At 60.5% G+C, this 14,896-nt stretch carries 14 protein-coding genes; 2 read left to right on the top strand and 12 right to left on the bottom strand.

Annotated features, from left to right (window positions below):
- Positions 1–56 precede the first annotated feature (56 nt).
- From kdsB to ACTG1K_RS11210, 5 genes are all read right to left on the bottom strand, one after another.
- Positions 57–824, bottom strand: coding sequence for a 3-deoxy-manno-octulosonate cytidylyltransferase (kdsB, locus tag ACTG1K_RS11230; protein WP_429215456.1), 768 nt, complete (start codon positions 822–824; stop codon positions 57–59).
- Positions 821–1,009, bottom strand: a complete 189-nt coding sequence (locus ACTG1K_RS11225; RefSeq protein ID WP_005347033.1) for a Trm112 family protein — start codon at positions 1,007–1,009, stop codon at positions 821–823. Before ACTG1K_RS11225 ends, kdsB begins: the two co-directional genes overlap by 4 nt.
- Positions 1,010–1,130: 121 nt before the next feature.
- Positions 1,131–2,132, bottom strand: coding sequence for a tetraacyldisaccharide 4'-kinase (gene lpxK, locus ACTG1K_RS11220; protein WP_216963406.1), 1,002 nt, complete (start codon positions 2,130–2,132; stop codon positions 1,131–1,133).
- Positions 2,132–3,895, bottom strand: a complete 1,764-nt coding sequence (gene msbA / locus ACTG1K_RS11215) for a lipid A ABC transporter ATP-binding protein/permease MsbA (protein WP_157160501.1) — start codon at positions 3,893–3,895, stop codon at positions 2,132–2,134. The genes lpxK and msbA overlap by 1 nt, the downstream gene beginning before the upstream one ends.
- Before the next feature lie 104 nt (positions 3,896–3,999).
- Entirely contained in the window at positions 4,000–6,201 is a 2,202-nt protein-coding gene (locus ACTG1K_RS11210; protein WP_440005365.1) for a DNA internalization-related competence protein ComEC/Rec2, read from the bottom strand.
- 27 nt (positions 6,202–6,228) lie between these two features.
- Here ACTG1K_RS11210 and ACTG1K_RS11205 point away from each other — a divergent pair, with 27 nt between their 5' ends.
- Both ACTG1K_RS11205 and ACTG1K_RS11200 read left to right on the top strand, forming a co-directional pair.
- Complete coding sequence (locus tag ACTG1K_RS11205) at positions 6,229–6,747, top strand: DUF2062 domain-containing protein (protein ID WP_005350890.1); 519 nt, start codon at positions 6,229–6,231, stop codon at positions 6,745–6,747.
- Positions 6,741–7,244 carry a DUF2062 domain-containing protein gene (locus tag ACTG1K_RS11200; RefSeq protein ID WP_069526675.1) on the top strand — a complete coding sequence of 168 codons (504 nt, stop codon included), beginning with the start codon at positions 6,741–6,743 and terminating at the stop codon, positions 7,242–7,244. The genes ACTG1K_RS11205 and ACTG1K_RS11200 overlap by 7 nt, the downstream gene beginning before the upstream one ends.
- Positions 7,245–7,360: 116 nt before the next feature.
- On the opposite strand, the gene ACTG1K_RS11195 is transcribed toward ACTG1K_RS11200, so the two are convergent.
- The 7 genes from ACTG1K_RS11195 to glpD all read right to left on the bottom strand — a co-directional run bounded on the left by ACTG1K_RS11195 (position 7,361) and on the right by glpD (position 14,739).
- Positions 7,361–8,551, bottom strand: coding sequence for an amino acid aminotransferase (locus ACTG1K_RS11195; protein WP_440005363.1), 1,191 nt, complete (start codon positions 8,549–8,551; stop codon positions 7,361–7,363).
- Positions 8,552–8,696: 145 nt separating this feature from the next.
- Positions 8,697–9,638: a hypothetical protein gene (locus ACTG1K_RS11190; protein WP_440005361.1), complete on the bottom strand. Its 942-nt coding sequence runs from the start codon at positions 9,636–9,638 to the stop codon at positions 8,697–8,699.
- A 175-nt stretch (positions 9,639–9,813) separates the two neighbouring features.
- Complete coding sequence (gene hdfR, locus ACTG1K_RS11185; protein WP_005337525.1) at positions 9,814–10,686, bottom strand: HTH-type transcriptional regulator HdfR; 873 nt, start codon at positions 10,684–10,686, stop codon at positions 9,814–9,816.
- Positions 10,686–11,057: a DUF413 domain-containing protein gene (maoP, locus tag ACTG1K_RS11180; RefSeq protein WP_005337527.1), complete on the bottom strand. Its 372-nt coding sequence runs from the start codon at positions 11,055–11,057 to the stop codon at positions 10,686–10,688. The genes hdfR and maoP overlap by 1 nt, the downstream gene beginning before the upstream one ends.
- Before the next feature lie 298 nt (positions 11,058–11,355).
- A complete protein-coding gene (gene eco, locus ACTG1K_RS11175; protein ID WP_005337529.1) occupies positions 11,356–11,838 on the bottom strand; it encodes a serine protease inhibitor ecotin in 483 nt (160 codons plus the stop codon).
- Between the two features lie 218 nt (positions 11,839–12,056).
- Positions 12,057–13,145: a glycerophosphodiester phosphodiesterase gene (gene glpQ / locus ACTG1K_RS11170; RefSeq protein ID WP_139401361.1), complete on the bottom strand. Its 1,089-nt coding sequence runs from the start codon at positions 13,143–13,145 to the stop codon at positions 12,057–12,059.
- Positions 13,146–13,251: 106 nt separating this feature from the next.
- Positions 13,252–14,739 (bottom strand): glycerol-3-phosphate dehydrogenase, encoded by a 1,488-nt coding sequence (glpD, locus tag ACTG1K_RS11165; protein ID WP_159157172.1) that lies wholly within the window; start codon positions 14,737–14,739, stop codon positions 13,252–13,254.
- Positions 14,740–14,896 lie beyond the last annotated feature (157 nt).

The raw sequence follows: 14,896 nt of genomic DNA, 5'->3' as shown, positions 1-14,896 counted from the left end.
AAAACAAAAAACGGTGCCTTGCGACACCGTTTTTCATGACGTTAGTGCTGTGGCCATCACTTGGCCAAAAAGGTGCGCACCTTCTCCAGATCGGCCTGGGTATCCACCCCGACCGGCGGCGCTTCGAGCGCCTGGGCGACGTGGATCTTCTCCCCGTACCAGAGCACCCGCAGCTGCTCCAGCGCCTCGACCTGCTCCAGCACGCTCGGTGCCCAGTCTACGTAACGCTGGATAAAGCCGGCGCGATAGGCATAGATACCGATATGACGCTGGTAGTGGTCACCAATCTGTTCGTGGCTCCCAGAAATGCGGTCACTGGCAGCAAAGCGATCCCGATCCCAGGGAATGCTGGCGCGACTGAAGTAGAGGGCGTAGCCATCCTTATCAGTCACCACTTTCACTGCGTTCGGATTGAACGCCTCTTCGGCATCCTTGATCGGCACCGACAGGGTCGCCATCGGCGCCGTAGCGGCGGCCAGATTGTCCGCCACCTGACGAATAATGGCGGGCGGAATGAGCGGCTCATCCCCCTGCACATTGACGATGATGGTATCGGCAGCAAAACCGTAGTGACGGCACACCTCGGCCAGACGCTCAGTGCCGGACTGGTGATCCGGTGAGGTCATGCACACCTCGACGTCGGTGCTCAGCAGTGCCTGCTGCACCCGCTCGTCATCGGTGGCGACGATCACCCGATCGGCACCCGATTGCAGGGCTTTCTCCACCACGTGCTGCACCATGGGCTTGCCATGGATATCCGCCAGCGGCTTGCCCGGCAGACGGGTTGACGCATAGCGGGCCGGAATGACGACGACGAAACTCATGACGGCAGCTCATCGCTATTGAGCGGACGGGCACGGTTCTCCAGCAGCACCGGGATCCCCTCCTCCAGCGGATAGGCCAGCTTGTCAAAGCGGCAGACCAGCTCATGAACTGCTTTGTTGTAGTGCAGCTTACCCTTGCAGACTGGGCAGGCGATGATGTCGAGCAACTTGATGTCCAAAGCCAAAACGATACTCCTTCAACGATGTCGCGCTGGCGGCTTCATCACGCCAGCGATGGATGTCGAGCAACCAGCTATTCCATGCGGGGCATATTCCCCCCCTGCTCCCCCGCCGAGGCGAGAGAGATTAATCTTGTGCCTTGGTTACGCCTTGCGCCTTTCCACTCGTGTTCAGCTTGTGCAACAAGGTATCGAGCAAGGAGGCGGGCAACTCGGCGCTGACCGGCAGATACCACCAGTTATCGAGGGCAAACGGGCGGCACTTGACCGCATCCTTCTCGGTCATCAGCAGCGGCTTGCTGGCAAAGCGCCCCACCAGCTCATCCCGATCGAAGGGGTGATGATCGCCGTAGGCGGCCTGCTGATCCAGCTGATAGCCGAGCCCTTCTAGGGTGGCAAAGAAGCGGGGCGGATGACCAATCCCCGCCAGCGCATCAACCGGCCCCGACAAGGGGGCGGCCAGCGGGGCATCGTCGCGCACCCGGCGCGGGGTGTCGGCAACCAGTTGCATGGGGTACTCCCCCTTGCCCGGTTCGCCGCCGTTGCAGATGATGGCGTCCACCCGTTTGAGACGAGTGACCGGCTCGCGCAGCGGCCCCATCGGCAGCAGGCAGGCGTTGCCGAAACGGCGCGCTCCGTCCACCACCACCAGCTCGATGTCGCGGGCCAGCGCATAGTGCTGCAGACCATCGTCGGTGATGATGATATCCACCTCACCGCTCTGCTCCAGCAGTCGTACCGCGTCGGCCCGTTTCGGGGCAACCACCACCGGGCAGCCGCAGCGCCGGGCAATCAGCACCGGCTCATCTCCGGCCTGCGCCGTAGTGCTGGTCTCATCCAGCCGATAGGGGTAATGGGGCGCCTTGCCACCATAACCACGGCTCACCACCCCTGGGCGATAGCCGCGGGCTTGCAACTGCTCCACCAGCCAGACCACCACCGGCGTCTTGCCGTTGCCCCCCACCGAAATATTGCCCACCACGATCACCGGCAAGGAGGCGCTATACCCCCTGCACCAGCCGTGACGATAGGCGTAGCGACGGGTGCCGCTGATGATGGCAAACAGCAGGGCAAAGGGGGCCAGCAACCAGCGCCAGCCACTTTTGCGATACCAGAGCCGTTCCAGCATCAGGCCTTGCTTCCCGCGTTGCCAAACTGAATGGCGCGCAGCTGGGCATAGGTGCCGCGCTGCTCCATCAATGCTTCGTGGTTACCGCGCTCGACGATATGACCTTCGTCGATCACCAGGATCTCGTCCGCCTTCTCGATGGTGGAGAGACGGTGGGCGATCACCAGCGAGGTACGCGCCTTGCAAAGCTCGTCGATAGCCGCCTGAATGTGGCGCTCGGACTCGGTATCGAGGGCCGAGGTGGCCTCATCCAGCAGCAGAACCGGCGCATCGCGCAGCAAAGCCCGCGCAATGGCAACACGCTGGCGCTGACCACCGGAGAGGGATGCACCGTTCTCGCCAACCACAGTGTCATACCCGTTGCTCATCTTGCTGACGAACTCGTCGGCGTGAGCGATACGGGCGGCCTGCACGATCTGGTCGCGGCTGTATTTGTCTTCTGCGGCGTAGGCGATGTTGTTGGCCACCGAGTCATTGAACAGGTGAACATGCTGGGAGACCAGCGCGTACTGCTTGCGCAGCTCGCTCAACTTGTATTCGCGGATGTTGATGCCGTCCAGCAGGATCTCGCCCTGATCGATGTCGTAGAAGCGGGTCAACAGGCTGGCAATGGTACTCTTGCCAGAGCCGGAACGGCCCACCAGCGCCACCGATTTACCCGCCTCTACCTTGAAGCTGACGTTGTGCAGCGCCGGGGTGTCCTTGGTCGGGTAGGTAAAGGTGACGTTGCGAAACTCGATCTCGCCACGGGCGCGCTCCAGAGTGCGGGTGCCGGTATCCTGCTCCGGCTCGCTGTCGAGCAGGCCAAACAGGCTATGGCAGGCGGTGATGGCGCGCTGAAACTGGTTGTTGACGTCGGTCAGGCTTTTCAGCGGCTTGAGCAGCATCATCATGGAGGTGATCATGACGGTAAACGTACCGGCAGTCAGCTCGCTGCGCACACTGTCGATGGTAGCTACATAGAGGAAGGCAGCTAGCGCGATGGAGGCAACCATCTGCACCACCGGGCTGCCGATGGCATCAGCCGCGACCATCTTCATGGTCTGCTGGCGCATGTTGTTGCTGACCTGGAAGAAACGCTTCTCTTCCACCTTCTGGCCACCAAACATCAGCACCTCTTTGTGCCCTTTGAGCATCTGCTCGGTAGAGGTGGTGATATCCCCTACCGCCTGCTGGATGTGACGGCTGATCTGGCGGAAACGACGGCTGATAAGGCCGATGATGACCCCCACCAGCGGGCCAACCACCAAAAAGATCACCGACAGCTGCCAGGAGTGCCAGAACATCAGGCCGAGCAGACCGACCACGGTCGCCCCTTCCCGCACCAGGGTCACCAGCGTGGTGCTCGCCGCCGAGGAGACCTGACTGGCGTCATAGGTCACCTTGGAGAGCAAATGACCGGTGTTCTGGCGGTCGAAGAAGCTCATCGGCATCGCCACCATGTGATTGAACACCTGCTGTTGCAGACGCATCACAACGTGGTTGCCGACCCAGGCCATGCAGTAGTTGGAGAGAAAGTTGGCGACACCGCGCAGGGCCACGATGCCGAGGACGAAGAAGGGCATCCATTTCAAAACGGTGCTGTCGTTGCCATTGATGCCCTGATCGATCAGCGGCTTGATGGAGTAGACAAAGGTGGTATCCACGGCGGCGTAGCCCAGCATCCCGATGATGCCACCGACCAGGCCCAGCTTGCGATCACGGACATAACCGAGCAGGCGCTTGAATACTGGCCAGCTCTCTTGTGAGGTTTCTTGTTGCATGAATAGCCGTTAGTAATGGAAATGACGGGCTATTCTAGCCAAAGCGCAGGCTTACACCAAGCGCCGCCACCTATATCGCATTCCTACACGGCAGAAATGGCGGATTATTGCTCAAACCACACTCGCGGTCGCCACCACTCACCACTTCGCCGGTACCAGGGCCCCACATCTCGCTCGGCAGTGACGCTCAAGCCCGCTGCGGTGGGTTCGACCAGCATCGCCCCTTGCTGACCGGTGATCCACTGGCGGGCATCCCGATAGCGGGCCACCACATCAGGACGGGGAAAGCCCCACTGATTCATAAAACCGGCGCTGTGGATCACCTCCTGCGCCGCTACCGCCGCGACAAACGGGGGCGTGGAGGAGGTGCGACTGCCATGATGGGGGCTCACCAGCAAGGTGCTGGCCAATCCCTTTCCCTCCAGCGCCACCAGCCGTTGCTCGGCCTGCCGCTCGATATCGGCACTGAGCAGCACGCTGCGCTGCCCATCGCTGATGCGCACCACGCAACCATCGTTATTGCGCCCGCCACCGGGGCGCTCGGGCCAGAGCACTGCAAACGAGAGCCCCTGCCAGCGCCACTGTTGCCCACGCTGGCAGAGCGTCGTTCCCTCACTGAAGGGGTAAGAGGAGAGCTCGTGGCGCACCGGCATGGCGCTGAGCAGTCGCTTGCGATTGCCGGCATGGTCCCGATCCTTGTGGCTGATGATGAGGCGATCGATGACCCGGATCCCCAGATGGCTCAGCTGGGGCAGGATCACCGCATCCGCCATGTTGTAGCCTCCGGGATAACGATCGCCGGTGTCATAGAGGATGGCACGCTCCCCCTTGCTGATCAGCACCGCCAGCCCCTGCCCCACATCCAGCACCCGCAGTTGCCAGCGGACAGGCGTTGGCCAGAGCGCCAGCAACAGCGCACACAGACCCGGTAGCCAGAGCCAGCGTGCCGGGCGCCACTGCGCGGCGAACCAGAGCAGCAACAGCAGGGTGCAGAGTGGCAGCCACCAGCCAGGCAGTGGCCACCACAGTTGCAGTTGATCGGCCAGCCAGTTCAGGATCGTCAGCACCCACCCGAGCCCCAGATCCGCCAGCCAGAACAGGCCATAGGCAAGCGAGGTGGAGAGCGGCGCCAGCAGCACACCGATCAGCGCCAGCGGGATGATGGCGATACAAAAGAGCGGCACCGCCAACAGGTTGATCACCATGGCAAGGGGCGCGATCCCCTCGAACAACGCCAACTGCAGCGGCAACAGACCGAGCAGCAGCCAGAGCTGGATCTGCCAGAGCCCCGGCTTGTCGTGGACATATCCCACCAGCAGCAGGATGGCCACCGCCAGAAACGAGAGCCAGAAGCCGGCCGAATAGAGGGCGAAGGGATCCCAGAGGGTCAATACCATAAAGGCCCACAGCCAGATGCGCCAGGCCGGCCACTCCCGCCGGCTCCAGCGCAGCACACTCCACACCAGCACCATGATCAGGGCCCGCTCGGTCGCCACCGCAAACCCGGCCAACGCGCTGTAGACGGCGGCAAATAGCAGGGAGGTGATGATGGCGCCACGCAGGCCAAACAGCCTGCCCAGCCACCACCCGAGCACCGCCACCAGCGCAATGTGCTGCCCTGAAATGGCGATGATATGGGTCAGGCCGCTGCCGCGAAACAGCTCCCACTGGGCATCCGTGATGCCGCTCTGCTCGCCAAAAGTGAGCGCCGCCAGCAAGGGGGCATGGTCAAGCGGACGCCAACTCTCGGTCGCGACCCCCAACCAGCGTTCGCGCCACCCCGCAGGTGCCTGTTGAATATCTATCACCCGACGCAAATTGCCGGTGGCAGTGATCCCCTTGCCCAGCAGCAGACGCCGCCCATCCAGCCCCGCCTCGTTGGCCAGACCGTGAGCCGGTTTCAACGAGGTCACCAGGGTGATCCGGCTGCCTACCGTCATGGCGGGTAATGCCTGATAGGCATTGACCCGGATCAGGGGCTCAGGTGTCACCGGTTGCTCGTCGAGGGTGCTCACCCGCAGCAGCAGCCGGACAAATTTATCCCCCTCGGGCTCTGCACTTTGCAGCTGTGCGGTTATCATGTGGCTCGTCTGATCACCCAACCGCTCCAGCCAGGCCAGCCGATAGGCAAAATTGGCCTGCATCCAGAGGATGCCGAGCAGGAGAAATAGCCACCGCCAGGCACGGCAATATGCAAGGGGGATCAGCAGGGACAGCAACAGGCCCCCCCATGCGAGTGAAGGTAACCATGGCCAGAGCAGTGAGGAGCTTGCCCCCAGGGCAAACGACAACAGACGCAGATCCATGGAGCAAGTATTTAGCAAGGTTTCAATATGCCCAAACGACTCATTAAACGCTGGATGCCCGATCAGCAAACCCTGAAAGAACACAAGCACCTGCGACTGTTCGGCAAACTGCTGCTCGATGCCAACCTCTGGCACCTCAACCGCCGCTCGGCTGCCGGGGCATTTGCGGTGGGCCTCTTCATGGCCTGGGTGCCGCTCCCCTGCCAGATGCTGCTGGCTGCCGGTGGCGCCATCCTGTGCCGGGTCAATCTGCCGCTCTCGGTGGCGCTGGTCTGGCTCTCCAACCCCTTTACCATGCCGCCCCTGCTCTATGGCGCCTATCTGGTAGGTTGCCAGTTGCTGGGACATTCGGCGCAGCAGATCGAGATTGAATTCACCTGGGAGTGGCTGGTCTCGGTACTGGGCACAGTGGCACCGCCGCTGTTGCTGGGCTCGCTGATCCTGGCCCTGCTCAGCTCCCTTATCGGTTACACCCTGATCCGCACCTTCTGGCGGATCAGCACGGTGCGCCAGTGGCAAAAACGCAAGATGGCCCGCCCATGCTGAGTCGCTGGTTTGCCCGCTTCAAGCTCGATCCCGATACCCTGCGCCAGCAGAAGTGGTTTGCCCTGTTTGGTGAGCGACTGCTTGCCCCAGCCCTCTGGCAAGGGGGCACCCGCGCCCTGAGTGGCGCGGTGGCGGCCGGGATCTTCGCCTGCTGGTTCCCCATCCCGATGCACTCGCTTATCGCAGTCGGTCTGGCGCTGGCATTCAGCCTCAACCTGCCGCTGGCACTGCTGGCGGTCTGGTTCAACAATCCGCTGACCCTGCCATTCATGTATCTCTACGCCTATCGCACCGGCTGTCTGGTGCTGCACAAGACGCCGGAGCCTTTCCACCTCAGCTGGACCCTCCACTGGCTGGAGCAGGAAGCGGCCACCCTGGTGCCTCCCTTCCTGCTCGGCAGCCTGCTGCTGGCGGTACTCACCGCCCTGAGCGGCGGCGCCCTGACCGCGCTGCTGTTGCAACTGCGCAAACTGTGGCAAGGTGCCCGCCACCACTGAGCCGCCCTTACCCTTGTTTGGCGATCAGCCGTTGACGATCAAAAAAGCCCGTCACCAAGGTGACGGGCTTTTTCATGGCATAGTGCTGCATAGTGCCAGAGCATCAGGCGATGCAATTACAGCACCTTGGCAATGGCCTCGCACAGGGGATCGATATTGGCGCGGGTAATACCGGCTACGCTGATCCGGCCTGAGCCGACGATGTAGATGGCAAATTCGCTCTTGAGGCGCTCAACCTGCTCCTTGGTAAGACCGGAGAAGGAGAACATGCCGTTCTGCTCGCGGATAAAGCTGAAATCCTGGCTCACGCCGAGAGCCGTCAGCTTCTCGACCAGCAGCTCGCGCATCTCGCGGATGCGTACCCGCATGGCGGCCACCTCTTCGACCCACTCGGCATAGAGCGCCGGATCGCTCACCACGGCGGTGACCACAGCCGCGCCGTGTGACGGCGGGTTGGAGTAGTTGGCACGGATCACACTCTTGACCTGAGTGAAAGCCACGTCGGCAATCTCTTTGGTCGCGCTGACCAAGGTGAAGGCGCCGACCCGCTCATTGTAGAGGCCGAAGTTCTTGGAGAAAGAGCTCGCCACCAGCAGCTCGTCATGGCACTCGGCGAAGATCCGCAGCCCCTCTGCATCCTCTTCGATACCACGGGCAAAACCCTGATAGGCGAAGTCAAACAGCGGCAACCAGCCAGCGGCGGCACTCTGCTTGGCCAGGGCGCGCCACTGATCGCCGGTGGGGTCGATACCGGTCGGGTTGTGGCAGCAGCCGTGCAGCAGCACCAGTTCGCCGGGCTGCACTTCGGCCAACGAAGCCTGCATGGCGGCAAAGTCGAGCCCCTTGGTAGCCGCATCGTAGTACTTGTACCACTTGACGGTCAGGCCCGCTGCCTGGAATACGCTGACGTGGTTGGCCCAGGTGGGATCCGAGATCCAGATGGTCTTGGCCAGACCGTTGCGCACCACAAATTCGGCGGCGATACGCAGGGCACCGGTACCGCCCGGCGCTTGGGCTGTCTTGGCGCGGCCGCTGGCAACCAGCGCAGAGTGCTGCCCGAACAGCAGTTGCTGCACGATGCGGCCATATTCGATATTGCCTTCAATACCGAGGTAGTTCTTGGTCTTCTCGTCGGTCAGCAGCTTCTGCTCGGCTTTCTTGACACAGTGAAGAATGGGGGTGGCACCGGACTCGTCCTTGTAGATACCTACGCCCAGATTGATCTTGTGGCTGCGAGAGTCAGCACGGAAGGCTTCGGTCAGGCCCAGGATCGGATCCGCTGGGGCGGCAACAACCTTTTCAAACATGGTATTCCCTGTATTCCGTTGAGTTCGTTGGGTGGCAAAGCGGCTTGATAAACAGAAGCGCTCATCTGGCGAGCGCTTCGTCAACCCTTTATATCACCGCGTTCAATGGGGGAAAACCGCTTTTTGCCTCGCTTGCAGGCCAGCGTTACCCCACCGCATGCCAGGCTGGCGCCAAGGCACACACCTCGGCGGAGACCCCTCCACCAGACTCAACCAAACCGCAACAAACGGCTAACAACAACTTGGGGATCCGGCTCGGCTCCCAGGGGCGCGCTTCATTCAGCGGCTGACCATAGGTGTTGATGATAGGTGCCAGATCCCGGGGCAACCACCAGCTGGCCGGTCGACCGAGTCGCTGAGCCAATGCCAACACCCGATCCACTCCTGCAGGGTCGAGGGAGGTGAGGTGGCTCCACTGCACATTGGGCGGCAGCGCGGCTACCACCTGCTGCAAGGCAAGGGGAGCCGATGAGGGGGCCCACACCAGCAAGGAGCCGGGCTCAAGAGATAGCTCGGCAAAGGCACCAACGCTGTCGGTGGTGATCACCCGCTCGATATTCCCCTCCCCCCACAGGATCTTGCCAAGCCCCGCCAGCGTGCGCTCGGGCAGGGCTACCTCCCCTAGCGCCTGCAACCAAGGGGCGGCATCGATCAGGGTGCCGCCACTGAAAAAGAGGCTGAACGGCTGAGCGGCACGCAAGCGCAGCAGCTGATCGGCACAGAGGCGAATGCCCTTGTCTTCAAAGTCGATCTGTTCATTGGGAGTGAAATTCACATCGGACTTGCGATAGAGGGCCGCCAGCACCCGCTCGTTGACCTGCTCCCCCAACTGCCAACCCTGGGCATGCAGCCACTCTTCCGGCTCGGGAGGGGCGACCGCGATCTCGGCCAACATCAACTCGCGGGTGAGGTAGCGCCGTCCGGCGGGGGTGAGCTCATAGCGGTGGTTGCCATGGGCGAGCAGCAGCTGGTTATCCTTCAGCAGCCCCACCAGCGGCTGCCACTGGCGCGCTCGGATCACCACGGACGAGTGATCCAGAAGTTGTTGTACCAGCGCCCGCCACTCGGGGTGACTAAAATCGATCAATTACAATCCATCCCTGTCAGTGCTCAATCGGATAAACAAACAGCCTGAAAAGGTACCGTTACAGGCCGATGACGCCAAGCCTCCCGCGCCAATTACGTGACCTCGCTCCCTGCAATGTTCCCCAAACAGAAGAGCCCACCGTGGGGTGGGCTCTTCCTTGGATAACACTCGATACTTATTCGACGTTGAGGCGCAGCTCGGCGTCGTGCCAGCCCAGTGGCAGGGTCAGCAGTTGATCGATCAGCTCCCGGCGATCGGATTTCTCCAGATAGGCGAGATAGAGCGGACGGCTCAGCGGCTGGCCCCCCTCCACCAGATGGAGCGCCCCCTTCTCGAGGAAGGGGCTGACCATCCGCCGTGGCAGGTAGGCAGCACCACCGTTGGCCAGCACGAACTGCAACGCCATGCTGGCGGAGCTGGAGTGCAGCACCGGGGTCTTTTGCAGGCTCTGCAAGCGGCTGGGTTGCGGCTCGAAGCTGGTGCCCCAGTCGAGGTGGATGTGCGGCATCTGCATCAGGTTGTCGGCATTGGCGGCCGGATCCCGGCTCACCAGCTCGAACACCAGCTCACCGATGGGATGCAGGGCAATCTCGTCGATCTTGGTGGGCTCGGAGAGCAGGGCCAGATCGAGGGAGCGCTCCAGCAACTGGCGGCAGAGGTGCTCGCGGGAAGCTGTTTCCAGCCGCACCGCCAAACCGGGCGCCAGTGCATAGATGTGATTGAGCCAGTCGTTGAAATCGAGCTCCCAGAACACCGCGGGCGCGCCGATGGCCAACTGCTGGCTGAATCCTGGCGAGAGCGCCACATCCTGCTTGGCACGACCAAGGGTGTGCAAGATGGCGTCTGCGTAGGGCAGCAGACGCTCACCGGAGGCGGTCAGGCGGATGTTGTTGCGATGACGGGCAAACAGACTGACACCCAGTTGCTGCTCTAGCTGGCGGATCCGGAAACTCACCGCCGACTGGGTCAGGTAGAGATTTTCAGCAGCCCGGCCAAAATGCCGGGTCTTGCTCACCTCGATAAAGGTCCGAAGCAGCTCGGTATCCATTAATCGATGGACTCGTCACTGCCACCGCCGCTGCCACCACCGACATCAAAGCTGCCGCCACCGCTGCTCTCTTCGCTGGCGCCGCCAACGACGGTGCAGAGGCGATGAACGCGCTTGGGACCGATCACCTTGAGGTATTTGAACCACACCTTGGCATGGGGGTTGGCACCGGCTGCGCCGGATTTGACCTGCTCGACGAAGGCGGACTCGACATCGTCACGGGGTGCAAGGTTGCCCTGGTAGAGTGCCAGCATGGCGGTACCATACTTTTCCAGACTGTCCGCTTCGGCCACAGTGAATTCGCCACTGCGACGCAGGCCACGGGGAAAATGTTTGAAGTCGTTGAAACGCTTGTCTGATTCGAAGCTCATAGTGCTCTTTTTTCTGGTTAGTTTGACCTTTGCGGGCAAGTATCATCAGGCCATCGCCGAGTGCAAAATCAATTTTCTCACTATATTAATAAATATCTTTTATCGAAGTCACTTTGCCCCATCGCTGACGCTGATTTTGTGGCATAACACACAAAAAACGTTGATAAATAATAAACTTATGTAAACGTGCAGCCAATTTGCACGTCACTTTTTGGACTGTGCAGGCAAAAATAAAGCGCCATACGGCGCTTTATTTATCACATCAGGTGAACCAGCTGAACCTTTGGTTCAAACATGCTTACTCAATCATGGCCGGTTGGGCCAGGTTGTCGGCACGCCACAGACGGTAGCGCACTTCATACTCCTGCGGCACGTAGATCACGAACGGCAGTTTTGAGTTGTAGTTCACAAAGAAGCCCTGACCGTAGATCTGGACGAAGGTCTCTTTCTGCTGGTTATCCGGGCACATCATCAGGGTGCTGATGGGGTCGGAGACTTTGCCCAGTTTCAGGTAGTTGTAGCCCCAGCCTTTGACGCTGTGCTGTTCCAGGTTGCCTGCAAAACGCGGTACGTTGCAATCAACCATCATCTTTTTGCCGACCTGCAGCTCGACCATCATGTCGGCTTCTTTCTCGACTTCAGGCAGGCGGATCACCACACGTTCCTGATTCACGTCAGCGGCTGGGAACATGCTGATATCAAATTTTTTCGGCTCGGCGGCGAAGGCATGGCCACCCAGCAACAAGGCGCCCAGCAGGCTAAAACGCAATACGGTTTTCATCTGTACCTCATGGGGTTGGTTCAACGCCGCTAGACTAACCGCTCTGCCGATTTCATGCCAGCGATCTGCTACGTAAAAACTGCGTAAAATGATGCAGATCCGGCACACCATGACGTGATCTGGCTATTTTCTGACAGGGCGCACACTCCCGTTACGGGAACCTGAAACAAAAAGCGAGGCCAATTGGCCTCGCTTTGCATTCAAATGGCGCCAGAGTGCTATTTGGCCGCCTCTTGATGGGCATTGATGACGGCCACCGCCTTGTCAGGGAAGTCACTGAACACCCCGTCCACATCGGCTTGATAGAGGAAGATGTTAAGGAGATCGGTGAAGTCCTTGGCATAGGCCGGGATCTGCCCCTCATCCTGACGGAAGGTATAGGGGTGAACTTTCAGGCCCGCCGCATGGGCTTCTTTTACCATGCCGGTGAAGACCGGCTTGCCCAAAGTGCCCGGCTCGGTGACGATCATCGGCTTCCATGGGCCAATCCCTTCGGCATAGCTGGCGATGGTTTTCATCGCCCCCGGCTTGAACATCCAGTCATAGTTGTAGGGGGTCGCCTTGCCCTTGGCGTCGTAGACCATGGTCTCGTTCCAGTCGGTCTCGGCCATCAGCTGCACCAGTTTCAGATCCATACCCATGGCGGGCATCAGTTCGCTGTTGATGCGCTTGAGTTCATCGGCATCGAAGCACTGCAGATAGACCTTGTCATCCTTCCCGGTATAGCCGTACTCCTTGAGCACCTTCAGCACCGCCTTGGAGATATCCTTGCCTTCGTGACGGAACAGCCAGGGCGCTTTGATCTCCGGGTAGATGCCGATGTTCTTGCCGGTGCTCTTGTTGAGCCCCTGGATCATCTCGATCTCCTCCTGGAAGGTGTGGATCTTGAAGTCTGACTTCCAGAGCGGGAAGCGGGCCGGATAGACCGGCACCTGCTTGCCATCCACCAGCTGGAACGGCTCGGTCATACGCAGGGAACGCACCTCATCCAAGGTGAAATCCACCACATAGTAACGGCCGTCCGGACGGGCACGACCAGGGAAGCGCGCTGCCACATCGGTGATACCATCGAGGAAGTGATCGTGCATCACCACCAGCTGGTCATCCTTGGTCATCACCAGATCCTGCTCCAGATAGTCAGCGCCCATGCCATAGGCCAGCGCCTTGGACTCCAGGGTATGCTCGGGCAGGTAGCCGGAAGCGCCACGGTGGGCGATCACCACCTTGCCTTCATCGGCAGCCAACACGGGTAATGAGAGGGATGCCCCAAGGCTCAAGGCAATGAGGGAAACGGCGAGTTTTTTCATATGTGATGCTCTTTATTATTGTGTGTAGGTAATTGTTCTATCAGAGGTTTGTTGCATATTTACGGTGGAAAGCGGTGGGCAGCAGCGCACTGCCCACCGTCACTCATCAGCTCGCCTTGCGCAGAGCCTGATGGTATTGGTCGAGCCAAATCTGCAGCATCTGCTGCTCTGAGTCGTTCAGGCGCAGCCCCAGCTTGCTGCGGCGCCAGAGGATATCGTCCAGTGAACAGGCCCACTCCCGCTCGATGAGATAACGCACTTCCGACTCGTAGAGGCCACCACCGAAGTGAATGCCGCGATCCTCTTTCAGCCAGAGACGAGCATGGGCACCATAGGCCTCGGCAATACGCAGGGCGCTGCGATCATCGAGCCAGTCAAACTCCAGCGCAAAGGCGCGGGCCAGCTCGCGCACCGAGCAGTCAAACTCGCCGCCGGGCAGACGGGTGGTCGCCGTCCAGTCATCCCCCATCTGGCTAAACCAGGGCTTGAGCTTGTTGCAGGCGGCCTGCGCCAGCTTGCGATAGGTGGTGAGCTTGCCGCCAAATACCGAGAGCAGCGGCGCACCGTCGGATTCGCCAGAGAGTTCGAGGGTGTAGTCGCGGGTCACCGCTTGCGGCGAGTCTGACTCGTCATCACAGAGCGGACGCACCCCGGCATAGGTCCAGATCACATCTTGCGGCGCAATCTGGCGAGTGAAGTGGGCGTTGACCACCTTGCACAGGTAGGTAATTTCGGCCTCGCTGATCTTCGCTTCCCGCGGGCTGCCGTGGTGCTCCACATCCGTGGTGCCGATAAGGGAGTAGTCCTGCTGATAAGGGATGACGAAGACGATACGGTTATCTTCGTTTTGCAGGATATAGGCCTCTTCGCGCTCGTGGATGCGCGGCACTATCATGTGGCTGCCTTTAATAAGGCGAATGCCGCGGGGGGATTTCTCGTGCAGGCTCTCGTCGTAGAAGGTCTTGACCCAGGGGCCCGCGGCATTGACCAGACCACGGCAGGTGACGGTGAACTGCTCGCCCCCTTCCCGCTCCAAAGTGAGCGTCCAGTGTTTGGAACCGCGCACCGCCTTGATGCAACGGGTGCGGGTCTGCACGTCGGCCCCCTTGTCACGGGCCATCATGGCATTGAGCACCACCAGCCGGGCGTCGTCGACCCAGGCGTCCGAGTATTCAAATCCCTTGTTGATCCCTGCGGTCAACCCATCTTGCGGCAGGAAGCGCACGCCACAGCTCCCCTTGAGCTTGTCGCGCTTGGCCAGATTGTCATAGAGGAACAGACCGGCGCGGATCATCCAGGCCGGACGCAGGTGTGGACGGTGCGGCAGGCGAAAACGCATGGGACGGGCGATGTGGGGCGCCATACCGAGCAGCACCTCACGCTCCGCCAACGCCTCTTTCACCAGCCGGAATTCGTAATGCTCGAGATAGCGCAAACCGCCGTGGATCAGCTTGCTGGAGTTGGACGAGGTGGCAGAGGCGAGATCTTGCGCCTCAAACAGGGCAACCTTCAGACCCCGTCCTGCCGCATCGGCTGCGATGCCGACCCCGTTGATGCCGCCACCGACGACGACCAGATCATAATGTTCGCTCATGTTCACCTACTTTCATTTTTATGATTGCTATAACAGCAATGTTTGATTTCGCTCATTTTAGAACATGAAAATACAACAAACGAACATTTTATGATGAAAGTGTGATCGCCACAGCCCGCCAGAGGTGGCGAAGAGGACAGGTCAGCTGAGCAAATGG

It is taken from the genome of Aeromonas sp. 102P (assembly GCF_051920345.1).
Classification (GTDB): domain Bacteria; phylum Pseudomonadota; class Gammaproteobacteria; order Enterobacterales; family Aeromonadaceae; genus Aeromonas; species Aeromonas veronii.
Note: the sequence above shows the minus strand (reverse complement) of the source record. Positions and strands in the feature narration are given on the sequence as shown.

Bases quoted from the DNA above. Each gene is read 5' to 3' on its own strand.
- kdsB (WP_429215456.1), bottom strand. From the start codon at position 824: ATGAGTTTCGTCGTCGTCATTCCGGCCCGCTATGCGTCAACCCGTCTG.
- lpxK (WP_216963406.1), bottom strand. From the start codon at position 2,132: ATGCTGGAACGGCTCTGGTATCGCAAAAGTGGCTGGCGCTGGTTGCTG.
- msbA (WP_157160501.1), bottom strand. From the start codon at position 3,895: ATGCAACAAGAAACCTCACAAGAGAGCTGGCCAGTATTCAAGCGCCTG.
- ACTG1K_RS11210 (WP_440005365.1), bottom strand. From the start codon at position 6,201: ATGGATCTGCGTCTGTTGTCGTTTGCCCTGGGGGCAAGCTCCTCACTG.
- ACTG1K_RS11205 (WP_005350890.1), top strand. From the start codon at position 6,229: ATGCCCAAACGACTCATTAAACGCTGGATGCCCGATCAGCAAACCCTG.
- ACTG1K_RS11200 (WP_069526675.1), top strand. From the start codon at position 6,741: ATGCTGAGTCGCTGGTTTGCCCGCTTCAAGCTCGATCCCGATACCCTG.
- ACTG1K_RS11195 (WP_440005363.1), bottom strand. From the start codon at position 8,551: ATGTTTGAAAAGGTTGTTGCCGCCCCAGCGGATCCGATCCTGGGCCTG.
- hdfR (WP_005337525.1), bottom strand. From the start codon at position 10,686: ATGGATACCGAGCTGCTTCGGACCTTTATCGAGGTGAGCAAGACCCGG.
- maoP (WP_005337527.1), bottom strand. From the start codon at position 11,057: ATGAGCTTCGAATCAGACAAGCGTTTCAACGACTTCAAACATTTTCCC.
- eco (WP_005337529.1), bottom strand. From the start codon at position 11,838: ATGAAAACCGTATTGCGTTTTAGCCTGCTGGGCGCCTTGTTGCTGGGT.
- glpQ (WP_139401361.1), bottom strand. From the start codon at position 13,145: ATGAAAAAACTCGCCGTTTCCCTCATTGCCTTGAGCCTTGGGGCATCC.
- glpD (WP_159157172.1), bottom strand. From the start codon at position 14,739: ATGAGCGAACATTATGATCTGGTCGTCGTCGGTGGCGGCATCAACGGG.